Annotated in this window: 17 protein-coding genes and 1 tRNA gene; 4 read left to right on the top strand and 14 right to left on the bottom strand. The window is 63.9% G+C overall.

What is annotated here, in order from left to right; genetic code table 11:
- The first annotated feature begins 35 nt into the window (after positions 1–35).
- The 3 genes from FSZ13_RS12095 (at position 36) to FSZ13_RS12085 (ending at position 1,499) form a co-directional block, all read left to right on the top strand.
- Positions 36–806, top strand: coding sequence for a transporter (locus FSZ13_RS12095; RefSeq protein ID WP_145479984.1), 771 nt, complete (start codon positions 36–38; stop codon positions 804–806).
- 121 nt (positions 807–927) lie between these two features.
- On the top strand, positions 928–1,107 hold the full coding sequence (locus tag FSZ13_RS18870; protein ID WP_145479982.1) for a type II toxin-antitoxin system HicA family toxin: 180 nt from the start codon (positions 928–930) through the stop codon (positions 1,105–1,107).
- Positions 1,107–1,499 carry a type II toxin-antitoxin system HicB family antitoxin gene (locus FSZ13_RS12085; protein ID WP_145479980.1) on the top strand — a complete coding sequence of 131 codons (393 nt, stop codon included), beginning with the start codon at positions 1,107–1,109 and terminating at the stop codon, positions 1,497–1,499. The genes FSZ13_RS18870 and FSZ13_RS12085 overlap by 1 nt, the downstream gene beginning before the upstream one ends.
- Before the next feature lie 63 nt (positions 1,500–1,562).
- Here the strand turns inward: FSZ13_RS12085 and FSZ13_RS12080 are convergent, their stop codons facing one another.
- The 4 genes from FSZ13_RS12080 to FSZ13_RS12065 form a co-directional block, all read right to left on the bottom strand.
- Positions 1,563–1,736, bottom strand: a complete 174-nt coding sequence (locus tag FSZ13_RS12080; protein ID WP_145479978.1) for a DUF1328 domain-containing protein — start codon at positions 1,734–1,736, stop codon at positions 1,563–1,565.
- Between the two features lie 406 nt (positions 1,737–2,142).
- On the bottom strand, positions 2,143–2,499 hold the full coding sequence (locus FSZ13_RS12075) for a response regulator (protein ID WP_145479976.1): 357 nt from the start codon (positions 2,497–2,499) through the stop codon (positions 2,143–2,145).
- The gene (locus tag FSZ13_RS12070; protein ID WP_145480360.1) at positions 2,496–3,503 is read right to left on the bottom strand and encodes an HWE histidine kinase domain-containing protein; all 1,008 of its coding nucleotides are present in this window, start codon (positions 3,501–3,503) and stop codon (positions 2,496–2,498) included. The genes FSZ13_RS12075 and FSZ13_RS12070 overlap by 4 nt, the downstream gene beginning before the upstream one ends.
- A 119-nt stretch (positions 3,504–3,622) precedes the next feature.
- Positions 3,623–4,021, bottom strand: a complete 399-nt coding sequence (locus FSZ13_RS12065; protein ID WP_260844166.1) for a GNAT family N-acetyltransferase — start codon at positions 4,019–4,021, stop codon at positions 3,623–3,625.
- A 370-nt stretch (positions 4,022–4,391) separates the two neighbouring features.
- Here FSZ13_RS12065 and FSZ13_RS12060 point away from each other — a divergent pair, with 370 nt between their 5' ends.
- Positions 4,392–4,859 carry a hypothetical protein gene (locus tag FSZ13_RS12060; protein ID WP_145479971.1) on the top strand — a complete coding sequence of 156 codons (468 nt, stop codon included), beginning with the start codon at positions 4,392–4,394 and terminating at the stop codon, positions 4,857–4,859.
- A gap of 623 nt (positions 4,860–5,482) precedes the next feature.
- On the opposite strand, the gene FSZ13_RS12055 is transcribed toward FSZ13_RS12060, so the two are convergent.
- The 10 genes from FSZ13_RS12055 to thrS all read right to left on the bottom strand — a co-directional run bounded on the left by FSZ13_RS12055 (position 5,483) and on the right by thrS (position 15,699).
- Positions 5,483–7,033 (bottom strand): FAD-dependent monooxygenase, encoded by a 1,551-nt coding sequence (locus FSZ13_RS12055; RefSeq protein WP_145479969.1) that lies wholly within the window; start codon positions 7,031–7,033, stop codon positions 5,483–5,485.
- 864 nt (positions 7,034–7,897) lie between these two features.
- A tRNA-Pro gene (locus FSZ13_RS12050) sits at positions 7,898–7,974 on the bottom strand.
- Between the two features lie 67 nt (positions 7,975–8,041).
- Positions 8,042–8,398, bottom strand: a complete 357-nt coding sequence (locus tag FSZ13_RS12045; RefSeq protein WP_068853353.1) for a MerR family transcriptional regulator — start codon at positions 8,396–8,398, stop codon at positions 8,042–8,044.
- Positions 8,379–8,678: an integration host factor subunit alpha gene (locus tag FSZ13_RS12040; protein ID WP_145480358.1), complete on the bottom strand. Its 300-nt coding sequence runs from the start codon at positions 8,676–8,678 to the stop codon at positions 8,379–8,381. Before FSZ13_RS12040 ends, FSZ13_RS12045 begins: the two co-directional genes overlap by 20 nt.
- Positions 8,679–8,706: 28 nt before the next feature.
- Complete coding sequence (gene pheT / locus FSZ13_RS12035) at positions 8,707–11,085, bottom strand: phenylalanine--tRNA ligase subunit beta (protein ID WP_145479966.1); 2,379 nt, start codon at positions 11,083–11,085, stop codon at positions 8,707–8,709.
- Between the two features lie 82 nt (positions 11,086–11,167).
- Positions 11,168–12,163, bottom strand: coding sequence for a phenylalanine--tRNA ligase subunit alpha (locus FSZ13_RS12030; RefSeq protein WP_145479964.1), 996 nt, complete (start codon positions 12,161–12,163; stop codon positions 11,168–11,170).
- A 159-nt stretch (positions 12,164–12,322) separates the two neighbouring features.
- A complete protein-coding gene (gene rplT / locus FSZ13_RS12025) occupies positions 12,323–12,682 on the bottom strand; it encodes a 50S ribosomal protein L20 (RefSeq protein ID WP_145479962.1) in 360 nt (119 codons plus the stop codon).
- Positions 12,683–12,692: 10 nt separating this feature from the next.
- On the bottom strand, positions 12,693–12,890 hold the full coding sequence (gene rpmI / locus FSZ13_RS12020) for a 50S ribosomal protein L35 (protein ID WP_102944552.1): 198 nt from the start codon (positions 12,888–12,890) through the stop codon (positions 12,693–12,695).
- A 317-nt stretch (positions 12,891–13,207) separates the two neighbouring features.
- The gene (gene infC, locus FSZ13_RS12015; protein ID WP_026070650.1) at positions 13,208–13,747 is read right to left on the bottom strand and encodes a translation initiation factor IF-3; all 540 of its coding nucleotides are present in this window, start codon (positions 13,745–13,747) and stop codon (positions 13,208–13,210) included.
- Between the two features lie 47 nt (positions 13,748–13,794).
- Positions 13,795–15,699, bottom strand: a complete 1,905-nt coding sequence (gene thrS / locus FSZ13_RS12010) for a threonine--tRNA ligase (protein ID WP_145479960.1) — start codon at positions 15,697–15,699, stop codon at positions 13,795–13,797.
- Positions 15,700–16,109: the final 410 nt, after the last annotated feature.

Below are 16,109 nucleotides of genomic sequence, written 5' to 3'. Positions count from 1 at the left end.
AGGCTGCTGCTGTTTTCCAGACGGCGGGTGTGGCGATGCGTGCATGGGTAGGACTTCTGCTGGTGGCCTCGGCCCTTCCCGCCTGGGCACAGCAGGACGAAAGCGAAACACCGGCCTTCGACCGCCCGGGACTGGGCTTCGCGGCCTCGGTGCTGCCCGCTGGCGGCGTGGCGCTGGAACTGGGGCTGCCCGACTACCAGCGCGACCGCGACGACGCCGATACCCGCAGCACCGAATACGGTACCGATGTGCGACTGCGCGTGGGCCTGGGCGCGCAGCTGGAACTGCAGGCCTTTGGCAGCCCCTGGAACCACCTGCGCGAGGCCCCGCGCGATGCGCCCGCTACCACCACGCGCGGCGCCGGCGACAGCGGCCTGGCACTCAAATACGCCCTGCCCCTGCATTCGGAGCGCCATGCCCTGGCCCTGCTGGCCAGCAGCAGCTTCGGCACCGGCTCACGCGACTTCAGCGAAGGCGGCACCCAGTACGAACTGGGCGCCAGCTACGAATACACCTTCAACCAACGCTGGAGCGGCGCGCTGTACGCCAACGCCACCCGTGGCGCGGGCGAAGACGCCTTCACCTGGTCGCCCAGCCTGAGCTTGGCCGCAAGCGACACCGTCAGCGCCTACATCGAAGCCGGTTTCACCCATACCCGGGGCGAACCCGCCACCTCCGTCGCGGGCGCCGGCCTGACGTGGATGCCGGCCGAACGCATCCAGCTGGACGCCTCGTTCGACCTGGGCCTGGATCGGGACAGCCCGGATCTGCAGGCCGGACTGGGTGTTTCCTTCTACTTCGAGTGACGCTGGCCGTTGCGGCGAACGCCTTGACCGCCCGCCCATCATTGATCCGACTGATGAAAAAGCGGAAATTGTTGTGTAAGATTGTGTAGACGCCCGCTTCCAAAAATGCGTTTCTACGCGGATGGACAGCCGCGAACTGAAGAAACGATTGTTAGCCGACGGTTTCAAGGTTGTCTCCGTGCGTGGGAGCCATCAGAAACTGCGCAAAGGGTCGAGGACAGTCATTCTTCCCCATCCCAGGAAAGATCTTCCCTTGGGAACAGTGAACAGCGTTTTGCGGCAAGCCGGATGGAGAACCTGATGCTTTACCCCGTCTACGTACACCAGCAGGACGACAGCGCTTACGGTGCAATTGTCCCGGACCTGCCCGGAGTCCATTCGGCTGCGGATGAACTCGAGCAATTGCCGCGCATGGTCCAAGAGGCAGTTGAACTCATGTATGACGGCGAGACCAAAGCGCCGCCGACCCCATCGCCCCTCGCCGTACACCTCAACCAACCGCAGTATCAGCATGGCTTCTGGATGTTCGTCGACGTTGATCTGTCGAAGGTCAACACACGTGCCGTCCGGCTCAACATCAGCTTGCCTGAGTATCTGGTAGGCAAGATCGACCAAGCGGCAGCGGCGCGACGCATGTCACGTTCCGCTTTCCTCGCCCTGGCAGCGGAGCACGAGTTGAGCGTGCCGGTTTGACAGCAAAAAGCCTGCGCATTGCTGCGCAGGCTTTTGTTTTTACCGCCTCACCTTGTCGTGAGGTCAGGTCACCTTCTTGGCGACCGTCATGCCCAGCACGAACAGGATGACGGCGATGATGATGCCTGCCCAGAACAGGAACTTGGCCACGCCAATGGCGGCGCCGCCGATACCGGCAAAGCCCAGCGCGCCGGCAATGATGCCGATGATGGCGAAGATGATGGCCCACTTGATCATGTTGTTCCTTTCCCCGGTTGCCGGGTATGACTGACAGGCCTCCACGCTAGCGATGCGGGCGTGCCGCAACAGTGAATGGGGCGCGGGCGGCGTGTGAAGGCACTACGTTATGTGAACGGACGCCGCTACGTATTCAGCTGCGTGTGTAGGATTTTTCCGACGAACGGTAGGTGCCACCGCCGCGCTCAAAACTGTAAGTGATTGAATTCAAAGTAAACACGTGGGAAACGCCATCACAGCACTGAATGTGTGATCGTTGCCTCAATTTCACTGTATGGTCACAATGATGACGTCCCCATCGGCCGTACTGACATGCGCGCATTCGTCTCCAAGCAGCACCCTGCATTGCTCAAGGTCTACTTCGCGGCCTGCTACGTAGTGCTGATCGAGGAAGTGATTCGCGCGATCAGTTGACCGGGTTGCGCACCCGTTCAAGCGCACGCCCCAGTTCGGGCATGCGGAAGGGCTTCTGCAGGCCATAACGGCGCCGCAGCCGCTCCGGCAGCGTCTCCCTGCCGTATCCGCTGAGGAACATGTAGGGGATCCCCCGCGCCTCCAGCACGTCAGCCACCGGGAACGACGTCTGTCCGGCCAGGTTCACATCCAGCAGCGCCACGTCGAAACTGCAGCGCTCCGCCGCAGTGAGTGCCTCGTCCAGCGTGCCGACCAGTGCTACCACTTCGTAGCCCGCGTGCACCAGATAGTCTTCGACCATCATCGCAATCATCGATTCGTCTTCGACGATCAGCACGCGCGCAGTCACGGGTGCACCTTCAGGGTGTCGTCACCCGGCGGGAACACCACGCGGTAACGCAGCCCACCCGGCTCGAACGACAGCTCCACCGTGCCGCCCAGGTCATGTTTCAGCCCCTTCTCCAGCAGGCGCGAGCCGAACCCGCGCTGGCTGGGAGGCTGCACCGGGGGGCCGCCGCTTTCCCGCCAGACCAGCTCGACCATCTCGCGCCCACCCACGGACGTCTTGTTCCAGTGCACCGACACCCGACCGTCGGGCCCGGACAAGGCGCCAAACTTGACCGCGTTGGTGCCCAGCTCATGCAGCGCCATGGCCAGTGCCAGCGCGCGGCGCGGGTCCAGCCGGCAGGGTTCGCCCTGCACGTCGAACCGCGCGGCGGGGTCGTCCGCATGCGCCACTGCAGTCGCCTGGACCAGCTCCAGGATGTCGGCGCTGTGCCAGTTCTCGCGGGTCAGCACATCATGCGCCGCCGACAGCGCCACCAGGCGCTGCTCCACCTTCTCGCTGGCTTCGGCCAGGTCCTTGGCGTTGTGGCAGGTCTGCCGTGCGATCGACTGCACCATGGCCAGCGAGTTCTTTACCCGATGGTTGAGCTCGTTGATGAGCAGCTGCAGGTGCTGTTCGTGGCGCTTGCGCTCGGTAACGTCGCGGGTGCTGCCGGCAATGGCTTCCACTTCGCCATCCGGTCCAATCACCGGGGTGAAGATGTAGTCGTAGATGCGTACGCCCTGGGTGGTGTGCGGGAACGGCACATCGCCACGGATCGGCTGCTTGGTGGCAATCACCCGCTCGATCTCGGCGTCGTGCATGGCCGCATGCCAGGGCTCATAGCCGATCTCCAGGCAGGTCTTGCCCATCGCCTCATCCCAGGTCATGCCCCACATGTTCAACAGCGCCTGGTTGGCGTAAATGAACCGATGTTGCAGATCGAACACGTAGGACAGATCTGGCGTGGCCTGCAACAGCGCCTCGTAGATGCGCCATTTGGCGGTGTTTTCTTCTTGTTGCTGCAGCACGGATCAGGCCCGGGGTCGTTCGGCGCAGGATAGGTGTGAAGGCGTGAAAGCAGGATCATGCTTTTGCCGAATCTGGTCGATTGATGGCTCACCGTTCAGCGACCCGGGACCTGGAACTACGGCGTGGCGAGCGCCCGTTCCATCGGCTGGTAGACCAGGCCCGCGTATTCCCCGACCGGGCCGGCCACCTGGAACCCGAAGCGCTGGTAGGCGGCGACCGACCCCAACGACGCCCGTACGGTCACCACTTCGGACCGGGCGCATGCGAGCACGGCCTGCATCAAGGCCCGCCCCACCCCTTTGCCCTGATGCCCCGGCGCAACGAACAACGTGGCCACGTGCTGCCCGCCCATGAGTTCGGCCACCCCCACGACCTGGCCGTCGGCCTCGAAGACGAACATGTCGTTGTCATCGGAAAAGCGGCTGGCAATGCCGTCCACCGAGACGATCCCGGCAAAGGTGGCGATGCCCTCCGGAGAGAGTGATGGCGCGACCGCTTCCATGAAGGATGCCATGCACACAGCACTGGCCTGCTCGAGGTCGGTGGCGCGTAGTCGTCTTGTTGTCATCCTCTGCCTCCATCGGGATCGGCTCGAAGGTGTCATTGGCGGGGCGCACCTGTTGGTGCTTGCCGTGGGTCAATCGTGGGCTGGATGACGTTGCAAGCATCTGATAGAGAGACGCTTGCGACATCCCGGCGTATTGCTACCGACCCACTTCCCAATTCCTGGCACAGCGCGTTGACAGCCTTCCCTCGCCACGCGCAGGATCGCTGCGTCGCCAACTCCTCGGTGACCGGGATTGGCGTTCCGAAGAAAGGCGCATCGACGCCCACCAGTGTAATCCACAGGGCGTTGGAACCTACTTCAAACGAGGACGTCCTCCATGTCATTCGACCCTTTCGCCGCCCCTACGCGCGTTACCGTAGACCTCAACTACTACTTCAGCGCCATCGCCGACACATTGGATTGGGGCAGCCCCGCTTGGGTGACCCTGGAATCCAAGCTCCGCACGGATATCCGCACCTCGGATCAGCTGACGATGGGCGAGATCCTGAAGGCCATCGCCTCGACGCGCTGCGATGCGACGGCAAAGCCAGGCATCCAGGTGCATCGCCTGATTGGCGCCAATGATCCTTCCAGGCATGAGGTTTTCCGCGCAATCCGCAAACTGCTTCGGATCTACGACCTGCGCATCGTGGAGCTGCTTGAGCTCATCGATGTCATTGAACGCTGCCCTGGCAACGTCGAGGACATGAGCATCAGGAATTTGCTTGCGCTGATTTCCCTCGTGGACACTGATGAGGTGCCGATGGCGCCGGCAGCGGCGCCCTCCGGACGTCGGCCGCACTAGTGCGCTGGTAGGGTCGGTTCCCGAACGACCGCCGATGGAAATGATCAGCCGGGTGACGCATGAACTTCGGGCAAGGCGTGCGCGAAGGGCGCGCGCGGTTCGGGGTCAATGCGTTAAAGGGCCCAGGGTTGTTATCGGCAGTCGTTTGGGAACCGACTCTACCGTCTTGGCTGGTCGTTTGCTGTTTTCCGTTTAGCGCCCCGGACGTCGACTGCACTAGCGCTGGTAGGGTCGGTTCCCAAACGACCGCCGATGGAAATGATCAGCAGGGTGACGCATGAACTTCGGCGAAGGTGCGCGCGAAGGGCGCGCACGGTTCGAGGTCAATGCGTTGAAGGGCCCAGGGTTTTTATCGGCAGTCGTTTGGGAACCGACTCTACCGTCCTGGCTGGTCGTTTGCCGTTTAGCGCCCCGGACGTCGACCGCACTGGTCCGCTGGTAGGGTCGGTTCCCAAACGACCGCCGATGGAAACGATCAGCAGGGTGACGCATGACCTTCGGCGAAGGCGTGCGCGAAGGGCGCGCACCGTTCGAGGTCAATGCGTTAAAGGGCCCAGGTTTGCTATCGGCAGTCGTTTGGGAACCGACTCTACCGTCCTGGCTGGACGTTTGCTGTTTTCCGTTCATGCCTCAGTCTGAAGCACCGACTGACTTGTGGGCGTTATCCCGCGCTCTACAAAATAGGACTCGAGCACATTAGGTGAGGCCTGCGAATCTGCCAGGGCAACGTATGTATCAGGGCGAATCAGGTACGCGGCGCCTTGTGCCAAGCCTGCCTGACCGTGCTTGGAGTGCCACCTGAACTGGTGCAATGGAACTCGCTGCTGCCCAGCCCATGATTCAAGTTCGGCAGACGCAGAACCGTAGACGTGGATCTGCCAGACGGCCTGCACCAGTGGGTCAAAGTTGTCCTTACCGTCAACATTCACCCACGGCAGACGATCACCACCTTCCACTTTCCCTGCTTTTCCAGCGCTCAACGAGCTGTCGTGGTAATTCAGTGCGGTCTGGGAAATCATGCGGAACAACATTTCGCGAATTCCATCGACGCGATAGGCGGCGCCTGCAAGCAGCGGTGCGATGCGCGTTCGCACGAAATCAGCAAAACTGCTCTCGGCGGTGACGAAGGTGAACACGCGGTCCGTGGTGTCAACCAGCTTCTTCGCAAATGCCTTGCGTTCCTGGTCATAGCTGTCGAGCAGTGCATGGGGTGCTTTACCTTGGATGACGGCCGCCAGCTTCCATGCCAGGTTGATTGCATCGGCAATGCCCGTATTCATGCCTTGGCCGCCAGCGGGACTGTGCACATGCGCTGCATCCCCGGCGAGGAATACGCGTCCCTTGCGGAAGGTATCGGTGACCCGGTGATGTACCCGATAGGTGGAGAACCAGTTAACTGCCTCCACCGTGACCCCGAGGCGCTCTATTGCACGGTGCCCGACATCTTCAAATGTAATCTTCTCCACATCACCGTTGGTAACCACTCCGATCAATCGGCTCAAGCCCTCGTGGCCATAGGACAACACAGCGACAAAGTCGGAGCTGTCCAGGGAAATATGGGCCTCGCCTGGCGGCTCAAGCCCGTTGAGCCGTACATCGGCCACGTAGAATATCTGTTTGTAGGTTCCGCCTTCGAACCCCGCCCCTATCTGGTGTCGCACCGGGGATTTCGCCCCGTCGCAACCGGACAGAAAGGAAGACCTGCAAGTCACCTCAACGCCGCCCGGTGTGCGCAGACGTGACAGCACGTAGTCCGGGTGTTCCTCGAACGAAATGAACTCGGTTTCTCTCTCGACCCGGATACCCAGCCGTTCAAGCCGCTGGATCAAAAGGCGTTCGTGCTCGTCCTGGGGGTACGTGAGAATGTAGGGGTAAGGGGTCACTGTAGCGCCCGCATCTCGCATCGAAAGGCGAGCGCTGCGCTTACCATTCGCCCATAGGTTCATGGTTGGATTGCGATGGCCGGCGGCTACCACGGCATCGGTGAGATCAAGCTGGCGGTAAAGCTCCAGGGTCCGGGCTTGTACGGCCATCGCCCGGGAGGTTTCGCCTGGCCCGGACGATTTGTCGATGATGCGCACCTTCACCCCTTGGTGGGTGAGCCAAAGGGCATGCACCAGGCCCGTGGGTCCTGCGCCGACGATCAAAACGTGTGCGTCGATGGCGATGCTCATGGGGCGACTCGACATAGATGACGTCGGAGTCGGTTCTACGCCCGCATTTCGGTTTCGTCAAACATGCGACCCTGGACACAGATCTCACTCTGCAGAGGTGCCAATGGCGCCGATGGCTTCGGCAAGGGGCTGAGCGTGTACGTCGGCCGCACTAGCCAGCTGGTAGGGTCGGTTCCCAAACGACCGCCGATGGAAACGATCAGCAGGGTGACGCATGACCTTCGGCGAAGGTGTGCGCGAAGGGCGCGCACGGTTCGAGGTCAATGCGTTAAAGGGCCCAGGTTTGTTATCGGCAGTCGTTTGGGAACCGACTCTACCGTCCTGGCTGGTCGTTTGCTGTTTTCCGTTTAGAGCCCCGGACGTCGACTGCACTAGCGCTGGTAGGGTCGGTTCCCAAACGACCGCCGATGGAAACGATCAGCAGGGTGACGCATGACCTTCGGCGAAGGTGTGCGCGAAGGGCGCGCACGGTTCGAGGTCAATGCGTTAAAGGGCCCAAGTTTGTTATCGGCAGTCGTTTGGGAACCGACTCTACCGTCCTGGCTGGTCGTTTGCTGTTTAGCGCCCCGGACGTCGACCGCACTGGTGCGCTGGTAGGGTCGGTTCCCAAACGACCGCCGATGGAAATGATCAGCAGGGTGACGCATGAACTTCGGCGAAGGTATGCGCGAAGGGCGCGCACGGTTCGAGGTCAATGCGTTAAAGGGCCCAGGTTTGCTATCGGCAGTCGTTTGGGAACCGACCCTACCGTGAGGGTTGGTCGTCTGCCGTTCGGCTTTGCCGCAGTCAGGCTTATCCCTGCCCACAACGCCAAAGAAAAAGGCCCGCACATCGCTGCGCAGGCCTTTGATCTTTCACCAACAATGGTCGGGACGGCCGGATTTGAACCGACGACCCTCTGCCCCCCAGGCAGATGCGCTACCAGGCTGCGCTACGCCCCGATGTTGCTGGTGTTGTCCCCGCCTTGCAGCGGGCCGACGAGTATAACCGGTTTGATCGAAAAAGGCTTCAGCGGCGCAGCAGCTGCAGCACTTCTTCCAGTTCCATCCGGGTCTGCTTGATGATCTGGTTGCTCAGTGCCGATTCGTCGCGTGCGCCGGCACCTTCCAGGCGCAGGCGCGCGCCGCCGATGGTGTATCCCTGTTCGTACAGCAGGCCGCGGATCTGCCGCACCATCAGCACGTCGTGGCGCTGGTAGTAGCGGCGGTTGCCGCGGCGCTTGGCCGGTTCCAGGCTGGGAAATTCGGTTTCCCAGTAGCGCAGCACGTGCGGCTTTACATCGCACAGCTCGCTGACTTCACCGATGGTGAAGTAGCGCTTGGCCGGTATCGGCGGAAGTTCGCGGTTACTGCCCGGATCCAGCATATGCCTCTACCCTTTCCTTGAGCTTCTGGCCCGGACGGAAGGTGACCACCGTACGGGCGGAAATCGGAATTTCCTCGCCGGTCTTCGGGTTGCGGCCCGGGCGCTGGTTCTTGCGCCGCAGGTCGAAATTGCCGTAGCCGGAAAGCTTTACCTGCCGTCCCTGTTCCAATGCTTCGCGCAGCACATCGAAGAACGCGTCGACAAATTCCTTGGCTTCGCGCTTGTTCAGACCGACTTCGTCGAACAGCTTTTCGGCCATCTCCGCCTTGGTCAATGCCATCTGCCTGCTACTCCCCAATCCTGCCCGCTCAACCGCGGATCCGGGCGTGGTGTTCACGCTCCATCGCGGCCACCGCCTCGGTGACCACTGCGTCCACGTCTCGATCCGTGAGAGTGCGCGACTTGTCCTGCAAAATCAAGCCCATAGCGAGACTCTTGAAGCCCGGCTCTACGCCCTGGCCGACATACCGGTCGAACAGGGTCACCTGCTGCAGCAGCGGGCCGGCGGCCCGGCGCAGGGTGGCTTCCAGGTCGGCCCAGGCGGCGCCGTCGGGCACCAGGAAGGCCAGGTCGCGGCGCACCGAGGGGAAACGGGACAGCTCGCTGGCGCGCGGCAGGGCGCGGGCGGCCAGGGCCGCCAGGTCCAGCTCGAAGCCGAATACGTCAGCGTCGATATCCATCGCCTTGGCCACGCGCGGGTGGACCTGGCCGATCCAGCCCAGGCTGATGCCGTCGCGCAGGACCTCGGCCGAACGCGCCGGGTGGCCGTACGGGCGGGTGGAGGGCACGAAGGCGAGCTCGGCGCCGGAGGCGGCCGCCAGCGATTCCAGGTCGCCCTTGAGGTCATGGAAGTCGACCTTGCGGGTGGCCACGCCCCACTGTTCCGGGGTGGCGTCGCCGCACACGGCCACGGCCACGCGCTGGATTTCCACCGGCGCGGCGCCCTGCCCGGCCTGTGGGTGGAACACCCGGCCCAGCTCGAACAGGCGCACGCTGGCCTGTTGGCGGGCAGCGTTGCGGCCCAGGGTCGCCACCAGGCCCGGCAGCAGCGCCGGGCGCATCACCGCCAGCTCGGCCGACAGCGGGTTGGCCAGCGCGACCACGTTGTCCTGCAGCTGCCACTGGGCCAGCAGGCCGGCATCGACAAAGGCGTAGTTGATGGTTTCCTGCAGGTCGCGGGCGACCAGCTGGCGACGGGTGCTCAGGTCGTCCAGGCGGGTCTCGCTGGGCATGGCGATGCGCGCCGCACCGCCCGGCAGGGTGGTGGGAATGCGCTCGTAGCCGTGGATGCGGGCCAGCTCTTCGATCAGGTCTTCTTCGATGCCGATGTCGAAGCGGCGGCTCGGCGCGGTGACCTGCCAGCCGTCGGCGGCGGCGGCCACGTCCATGCCCAGCGCGCGCAGGATGCGCTCGACGTCGGCATCGGCGATCTGGACGCCGAGCACGCGGGCGATGCGCGCGCGGCGCAGGGCGATGGTGGCGGTGGCCGGCAGGTCGGCTTCGCGCACCGCCTCGGTAACCGGGGCCGGGGTGCCGCCGGCCAGGTCCAGCACCAGGCGGGTGGCGTATTCGATCGCAGTGCGCGGCAGCGCGGGGTCCACGCCACGCTCGAAGCGATGGCCGGCGTCGGTGTGCAGGCCCAGCTTGCGGCCACGGCCCATGATGGCGGCCGGGGCGAAGTGCGCGGCTTCCAGGAACACGGCGGTGGTGTCGTCGGTGACCCGGGTGTCGTAGCCGCCCATCAGACCGGCCAGGCCAACCGGGCGGTCGGCGTCGGTAATCACCAGGAAGCTGTCGTCCAGCGCGGCATCGCGGCCGTCGAGCAGCTTGAGGGTTTCACCCGCGCGCGAACGGCGCACGCCGATGCTGCCCTGCAGGGTGCCCAGATCGTAGGCATGCATCGGCTGGCCCAGCTCCAGCATCACGTACTGGGTGATGTCGACCAGCAGCGACACCGGGCGCACACCGCTGCGACGCAGGCGCTCGGCCATCCACAGCGGGGTGGCGGCGCGCGGGTTCACGCCTTCGATGACGCGGCCGAGGTAGCGCGGGGCTTCGGCACCGGCGCCCAGGCTGATGGCCAGTTCGCGGCTGCCCACGGCCGGCACCGGCGCGGCGTTGAACGGGACCACTTCGCTGGCGCAGGCGGCGGCCACGTCGAAGGCGAGGCCGCGCACGCTGAAACAGTCGGCGCGGTTGGGGGTGAGCTTGATCTCGATGCTGGCATCGGGCAGGCCCAGGTAATCGACCAGACTCTGGCCGACCGGGGCGTCTGCGGGCAGCTCCAGCAGGCCGGAGGCGTCGCTGTCCAGGCCCAGTTCCTTGGCCGAGCACAGCATGCCGTTGGAGTCCACGCCGCGCAGCTTGGCGGCCTTGATGTTGAAGTCGCCGATCTTCGCGCCGATCATCGCCAGCGGTGCGACCAGGCCGGCGCGCGCGTTGGGCGCGCCACACACGATCTGCAGGTGCTCGCCCTGCCCCGCATCGACCTGGCAGATCTGCAGGCGGTCGGCCTCGGGGTGGCGCTCGGCGGTGACGATCCGCGCCACCACCACGTGGTCGAGGCTGGCACCGAGGTCGGTGACCTCTTCCACTTCCAGGCCGATGGCGGTCAGCACCGCGCTCAGCTCGTCGCGCGAGGCAGTGGTGGGAACGTGGCTGCGCAGCCAGTTTTCAGAGAATTTCATGGTGTCACCCTGGTGGGCCGGCGCACGCGCCTGGGCCGTAGTTCAACAATCGTAGTGCCGGGCCCAGCCCGGCATTCCGTCATCAGGCGAATTGTTTGAGGAAGCGCACGTCGTTCTCGAAGAACGCGCGCAGGTCGTTCACGCCGTAGCGCAGCATGGCGAAACGCTCCACGCCCAGGCCGAAGGCGAAGCCGGTGTAACGCTCCGGGTCGATGCCCACGCTGCGCAGCACGTTCGGATGGACCATGCCGCAGCCCAGCACTTCCAGCCAGCGGGTGCTGCCGTCGGGCTGCTGCCAGGCGATGTCCACTTCCGCGCCGGGTTCGACGAAGGGGAAGTAGCTGGGGCGGAAGCGCATTTCGAAATCGCGCTCGAAGAACGCGCGCACGAACTCGGACAGCGTGCCTTTGAGGTCGGCGAAGGTCGAATGCTCGTCCACCAGCAGGCCTTCGACCTGGTGGAACATCGGCGAGTGGGTCTGGTCGCTGTCGCTGCGGTACACCTTGCCCGCCGCGATCATGCGCAGCGGCGGCGCGTGGTCGCCCATGTAGCGCACCTGCACACCGGAGGTATGCGTGCGCAGCAGGCGGCCATCGCCGAAGTAGAAGGTGTCGTGCATGGCGCGCGCCGGATGGTGCGGCGGGAAGTTCAGCGCTTCGAAGTTGTGCCAGTCGTCTTCGATTTCCGGGCCTTCGGACAGCTCGTAGCCGAGGCGGCCGAAGATCTCGGTGATGCGTTCCAGGGTGCGGGTGACCGGGTGCAGGCCACCGCGTTCGGCGCCGCGGCCCGGCAGGGTGATGTCGATCGCTTCGGCGGCCAGGCGCGCGTCGAGCGCAGCGTCTTCCAGCACGGCCTTGCGTTCGCCCAGCGCGGTGGTCAGCGCGTCGCGGGCCTGGTTGATGGCTTCGCCGGCGGCCTTGCGTTGGTCGGCCGGCAGCGTGCCGAGCTGCTTGAGCTGGGCGGTGATGCTGCCGCTCTTGCCGAGCAGCGCCACGCGCAGGGCTTCAAGCGCATCGGGGCTCTGCGCGGCGGCCACGTCGGCCAAAGCCTGGGTGGTCAGGGATTGGATGTCACTCATGGATAGCCTGGGCCTCGCGTCGGATTGCCTTCGCGATGCACGCCGGGCCGACACCCGTCGCCACCGCCACAAAAAAGAATGGGGAAGGACTTGCGCCCTTCCCCATGCATTGCCTTACCCGGCGCCATTGCGTTTGCACGGCAACGGCGGGGAATGGACTTATGCCGCCAGCGCGCCCTTGGCCTTTTCGGCCAGTGCAGCAAAACCGGCTGCGTCGTGCACGGCGATGTCAGCCAGCACCTTGCGGTCCAGGGTGATGTTCGCCTTGAGCAGGCCGTTCATGAAACGGCTGTAGCTCAGACCGTTGATGCGGGCAGCCGCGTTGATGCGGGTGATCCACAGCGAGCGGAAATTACGCTTCTTCTGCTTACGGCCGATATAGGCGTACTGCTGTGCCTTGATGACGGCCTGCTTGGCAACGCGGAAGACCTTGCGGCGTGCGTTGTAGTAACCCTTGGCAAGGGTCAGGATTTTCTTGTGGCGGCGACGCGCCTGTACACCACGCTTTACTCGAGCCATGGGTCAGTCCTCAGAGGTAGGGAAGCATACGAGTCAAACGGCCTGCGTCTTCTGCACGAACATGGTTCGTCTGACGCAGATTGCGCTTCCGCTTGGTCGACTTCTTGGTGAGGATGTGGCTGCGGTTGGCGTGGCCAGCCTTGAACTTGCCGGAGGCGGTCTTGCGGAAACGCTTGGCCGCCGCCCGGTTGGTCTTGATCTTGGGCATTGCAATGTCCTTGATGATGTTTTGTCACTGACCAGGGCGGTGGCGATGCCACACTTTCCGTCCGTGCCCTTGCCTGCTTGTAAGCCCGGGATCCCCTCTGGGAACCAGGCCGGTCCTGTTGCCGTTGAAAAGCGTGAAACCGTTCAAAACAGCACCCCCGAAAAACGGGGCCGCCCATTATGCATGGGTTCGTTGACGGGTGCAAGCTGTTGATTGGGCGACGGTTCCCGGTATGACACGGGAACGGGCCACGGTCGCGTCTCTCCGTTCAGGTCCGCGAAGCCACGCAGGGCGTGGCTCTACGGCGCCGGAGGCGCTTATTTCTTCTTCGGCGCGATCATCATGACCATCTGCCGGCCTTCCAGGCGCGGACGGGACTCGATCACGATGTCCTCACCCAGATCGGCTTCGATCCGGTTGGCCATCTCACGACCCAGCTCCTGGTGGCTCATTTCACGGCCACGGAAGCGGATGTTCACTTTGATCTTGTCACCTTCTTCCAGGAACCCGCGCATCTTGCGCAGCTTGATCTGGTAGTCGCCTTCGTCGGTGACCGGACGGAATTTGACTTCCTTGATCTCGACCTGCTTGGTCTTCTTCTTGGCCTCGTTGGCCTTCTTCTGCGCTTCGAACTTGAACTTGCCGAAGTCCATGATCTTGCACACCGGCGGATCAGCCTGCGGCTGGATCTCGACCAGGTCCAGACCTTCGTCTTCGGCCATCGACAGCGCTTCGTCACGCGTCAACACGCCAATCATTTCACCGTCGCTGCCGATCACGCGTACGCGCGGCACCCGGATTTCCTGATTCTTGCGGTTCTGTTTGTTGTCAGGGGTACTGATATTGCAATCTCCCAGAGGAATCAAACCGGCCCACGCGGGTCATCCGCAGGGCCGGGACTTTCTTACACAGACTGTTCTGCCTGCAACCGCTCGATGAAGGCCTGGACGGACATGCTGCCCAGATCTTCGCCGGAGCGCGTACGCACGGCCACGGCGCCGTTTTCCTTCTCACGGTCGCCCACCACCAGCAGGTACGGGACCCGCTGCAGCGTATGCTCGCGAATCTTATAACCGATCTTCTCATTGCGCAAATCGGACGTTACCCGGAAGCCTTGATCTGCAAGGGTTTTCGTGACTTCCTGCACGTATTCAGCCTGGGCGTCGGTAATATTGGCCACCACCGCCTGGGTCGGGGCCAGCCAGGCCGGGAACTGGCCGGCATGGTGCTCGATCAGGATCCCGATAAAGCGCTCCATGGAGCCCACGATGGCCCGGTGCAGCATGACCGGGTGCTTTTTCTGGCTGTTTTCGTCCACGTACTCGGCGCCCAGCCGGCCCGGCATCATGAAGTCCACCTGCATGGTACCCAGCTGCCAGGTGCGGCCGATGGCGTCCTTGAGGTGGTATTCGATCTTCGGGCCATAGAAGGCGCCCTCGCCCGGCAGCTCCTGCCATTCCACGCCGCAGCTGGACAGCGCCGAGCGCAGCGCGCCTTCGGCCTTGTCCCAGGTGGCGTCGTCGCCCAGGCGCGACTCGGGGCGCAGGGCGATCTTGATCTGGATCTCGTCGAAGCCGAAGTGCTGGTACACCGCCAGCGCCTGCTGGTGGAAGGCGGTCACTTCCGCTTCGATCTGTGCTTCGGTGCAGAACACGTGGCCGTCGTCCTGGGTGAATCCACGCACACGCAGGATGCCGTGCAGCGCGCCGGACGGCTCGTTGCGGTGGCAGGAACCGAACTCACCGTAGCGGATCGGCAGGTCGCGGTAGCTGTGCAGGCCCTGGTTGAACACCTGCACGTGGCCCGGGCAGTTCATCGGCTTGACCGCGTAGGTGCGCTTCTCCGATTCGGTGAAGAACATGTTGTCCTGGTAGTTGTCCCAGTGACCGGACTTCTTCCACAGGCTCACGTCCAGGATCTGCGGGCAGCGCACTTCGCCGTAGCCGCTCTTGCGGTAGACCTTGCGCATGTACTGCTCGACCACCTGCCACAGCGCCCAGCCCTTGGGGTGCCAGAACACCAGGCCCGGGGCCTCTTCCTGCAGGTGGAACAGATCCTGCTGCTTGCCGATGCGGCGGTGGTCGCGCATTTCGGCTTCTTCGATGCGCTTGATGTAGGCCTCGAGCTGCTTCTTGTCGGCCCAGGCGGTGCCGTAGATGCGCTGCAGCTGCTCGTTCTGGGCGTCGCCGCGCCAGTAGGCACCGGAAATGCGGGTCAGCTTGAAGGCCTTCAGGAAGCGCGTGTTGGGCACGTGCGGTCCGCGGCACATGTCCACGTATTCCTGGTGGTAGTACATGCCCATGGCCTGGATGTCCGGCGACATGTCTTCGATCAGGCGCAGCTTGTAGTCCTCGCCACGGGCCTTGAAGATCTCGATCACTTCCGCGCGCGGGGTCATCTTCTTGACCACGTCGTAGTCCTGCGCGATCAGCTCGCCCATGCGCTTTTCGATGGCGGCCATGTCGTCCGGGGTGAACGGACGTTCGGAATGGATGTCGTAATAGAAGCCTTCGGCGATCACCGGGCCGATCACCATCTTGACGTCCGGGTACAGCTGCTTGACCGCATGGCCAACCAGGTGGGCGGCGGAGTGGCGGATGATTTCCACGCCCTCCTCGTCCTTGGCGGTGATGATCCGCAGGCTCGCGTCGTGGTCGATCACGTCACTGGCATCGACCAGCACGCCATCCACCGCACCGGCGATGGTGGCCTTGGCCAGGCCGGCGCCGATCGACTGGGCGACCTCCATGACACTGACGGGGTTTTCGAACTCACGGCGGCTGCCGTCGGGAAGCGTGATCGCGATCATGGCTCTGGCTTTGTGCTTGGGGGGCCTGGATGCAGGCCGGGGAAACGGGAGTCGAGGGTGCCCGGGGCGCGGCCGGATAAAAGAAAAGCGCCACGAAGGCGCCTGTCAGGGGGCCGTCGGGACGTTCAGCGCTGGGCGGTGGTAGTGCTCATGTCGCACGCTGGACCGGCGCTTGGCGCGGGTCACCTTGTTGCCTCGAGGTGGATGCGTCGATCTTAAACCAAATGCCGGGGGTTGCCCAATGGTGGTCGCCTGGGTCACGCGTCGCGAGGGCCGACCAACGGTCGGCGCTACCGGTCGGCTGCCTTACGTCGGATCGGCATGCACCGCATGCTCTGGCGCGCGCAAACGGCAATGATTACCATGCGCGCATTGCCGGAGCGCCCGGCCCGCCTGCCTTCCCGAGGATT

It is taken from the genome of Stenotrophomonas rhizophila (genome assembly GCF_007667275.1).
GTDB classification, from domain to species: domain Bacteria; phylum Pseudomonadota; class Gammaproteobacteria; order Xanthomonadales; family Xanthomonadaceae; genus Stenotrophomonas; species Stenotrophomonas maltophilia_AE.
Note: the sequence above shows the minus strand (reverse complement) of the source record. Positions and strands in the feature narration are given on the sequence as shown.

Excerpts from the sequence above, each read along its gene's own strand:
- FSZ13_RS12045 (WP_068853353.1), bottom strand. The coding sequence starts at position 8,398 with ATGCTGGATCCGGGCAGTAACCGCGAACTTCCGCCGATACCGGCCAAG.
- thrS (WP_145479960.1), bottom strand. The coding sequence starts at position 15,699 with ATGATCGCGATCACGCTTCCCGACGGCAGCCGCCGTGAGTTCGAAAAC.
- rplT (WP_145479962.1), bottom strand. The coding sequence starts at position 12,682 with ATGGCTCGAGTAAAGCGTGGTGTACAGGCGCGTCGCCGCCACAAGAAA.
- pheT (WP_145479966.1), bottom strand. The coding sequence starts at position 11,085 with ATGAAATTCTCTGAAAACTGGCTGCGCAGCCACGTTCCCACCACTGCC.
- FSZ13_RS12030 (WP_145479964.1), bottom strand. The coding sequence starts at position 12,163 with ATGAGTGACATCCAATCCCTGACCACCCAGGCTTTGGCCGACGTGGCC.
- FSZ13_RS12065 (WP_260844166.1), bottom strand. The coding sequence starts at position 4,021 with ATGGCATCCTTCATGGAAGCGGTCGCGCCATCACTCTCTCCGGAGGGC.
- FSZ13_RS18870 (WP_145479982.1), top strand. The coding sequence starts at position 928 with ATGGACAGCCGCGAACTGAAGAAACGATTGTTAGCCGACGGTTTCAAG.
- FSZ13_RS12085 (WP_145479980.1), top strand. The coding sequence starts at position 1,107 with ATGCTTTACCCCGTCTACGTACACCAGCAGGACGACAGCGCTTACGGT.
- FSZ13_RS12080 (WP_145479978.1), bottom strand. The coding sequence starts at position 1,736 with ATGATCAAGTGGGCCATCATCTTCGCCATCATCGGCATCATTGCCGGC.
- FSZ13_RS12095 (WP_145479984.1), top strand. The coding sequence starts at position 36 with ATGCGTGCATGGGTAGGACTTCTGCTGGTGGCCTCGGCCCTTCCCGCC.
- FSZ13_RS12040 (WP_145480358.1), bottom strand. The coding sequence starts at position 8,678 with ATGGCATTGACCAAGGCGGAGATGGCCGAAAAGCTGTTCGACGAAGTC.
- rpmI (WP_102944552.1), bottom strand. The coding sequence starts at position 12,890 with ATGCCCAAGATCAAGACCAACCGGGCGGCGGCCAAGCGTTTCCGCAAG.
- FSZ13_RS12055 (WP_145479969.1), bottom strand. The coding sequence starts at position 7,033 with ATGAGCATCGCCATCGACGCACACGTTTTGATCGTCGGCGCAGGACCC.
- FSZ13_RS12060 (WP_145479971.1), top strand. The coding sequence starts at position 4,392 with ATGTCATTCGACCCTTTCGCCGCCCCTACGCGCGTTACCGTAGACCTC.